Below are 1,311 nucleotides of genomic sequence, written 5' to 3'. Positions count from 1 at the left end.
TCAGCACTGGTTTGGAAAAGACAATTAAACTTAGGGCAATAACAATCGAAGGCACAAAAATCCAACACCAGAGCAAGCCCAGTTACTTTTGAGCCTGGGTCGATTTTGAGTTGGACTGGTTTGGGGGCATCATCAACTGCTTTGTTGAGGATAATGGTGAATGGATACTGCTTAAATACCGCTGCCTTGCCTGCTTTAAGTAGGCTACGAGCCATCCCAGGTTTGCAAGGGTTGAGCGGTTTTCGGTTGGTATCTAAAACTAGAACGTAGTTTGTAGACATGGTTTCGTCTCTTCTACTTGCGTGTTACTTTTGCCTCGACAAGGTTAGATAGGTTTGTCCTGTTTCAGACACTTCCTTAATCCCTCTACAGATGTTTAATCTGAAACCTCAGAGCCTAGAGCTGGCAAGCACCCTAGGGTGCGATAGCCTATCTAACGTAGCCAGTCGAACTGGCTTAGTCTGGTCAACTACAGGATCTCTTGCCCGTCGATTGATCGGTGGGTTGGAATCCCAGTCGGGATTGTTGACCAATTCCTTCGCTAAAAAGTCTCAAGTATGAAGGATATTTGCCCTTAGGTTTCCCGTAGGATAGACCAATAAAACACTTAATCCTTCATACTTAATCCTTCATATTTCATTCCTTCTCGCTTTGCTTCTACTGACTTTGACACTCCACACTTGTTCGGTCACGTAAGGCGAAGACTGTAAACCCTACCAGTACTCCTAATAATGCTGCTCCCACTGCTTGATGGCAGATAGTTAGTAGTTCAACTTGTAGCCTTAACCGGAAGGTAGCAACACCGAGGAGTATCTGTAAAACTACCAAGCTAGCAGCGAGATTAGCTAACTGTCGCAGTACTGGATGTAGAGCTGGTGTCCGGGATGCTATCACCACAACGGCGACAGTTGCTACGGTGGCTGGCACCACACCAGCAATATGGCTATTCATCACGGTACACAGCTCAGATGCGCCAAAACACTGATGCACTGCCCAGCGGGAAGCGACTAGTCCACCTAATAGACTTTGTAGATAAACAAAAATCACTGCGGTTAAGCTCAGCCAAGGTAACTTCCCAACTGAACCTGTTCCTTGATAGGGGGTCAGCAGTGTACCAATTACGATTAGAGTTGAGAAAAATAGCAGTGCTGTTCCTAGATGAGCAGTGACGATATCAAACCGGAGCAGTTCTGTAACCGTCAGTCCGCCCAGGACTCCTTGGAAAATAATTAGCCCTAGAGCAAATGTGGATATCCAGGGCAGCCAGTTGGGTAAATCCCGCCGATGCCACCAAGATAAGCTAGCGAGAGA

General features: G+C 46.6%; 3 protein-coding genes. 1 reads left to right on the top strand and 2 read right to left on the bottom strand.

Annotated features, from left to right (window positions below; all coding sequences use genetic code 11):
- Positions 1–281: RRXRR domain-containing protein (locus F6K20_RS38825; RefSeq protein WP_287298483.1), on the bottom strand; the 281-nt coding region annotated here is incomplete at its 3' end.
- 91 nt (positions 282–372) lie between these two features.
- On the opposite strand from F6K20_RS38825, the gene F6K20_RS38820 reads away from it, so the two are divergent.
- The gene (locus F6K20_RS38820; RefSeq protein WP_008186866.1) at positions 373–561 is read left to right on the top strand and encodes a hypothetical protein; all 189 of its coding nucleotides are present in this window, start codon (positions 373–375) and stop codon (positions 559–561) included.
- Between the two features lie 96 nt (positions 562–657).
- Here the strand turns inward: F6K20_RS38820 and F6K20_RS38815 are convergent.
- A partial coding sequence (locus F6K20_RS38815; RefSeq protein WP_287298481.1) for a COX15/CtaA family protein occupies positions 658–1,311 on the bottom strand: 654 nt, incomplete at its 5' end.

The sequence above is a fragment of the Moorena sp. SIO2C4 genome, from assembly GCF_010672485.1.
Lineage (GTDB): Bacteria > Cyanobacteriota > Cyanobacteriia > Cyanobacteriales > Coleofasciculaceae > Moorena > Moorena producens.
This window is presented reverse-complemented; position numbering and strand designations above follow the sequence as displayed.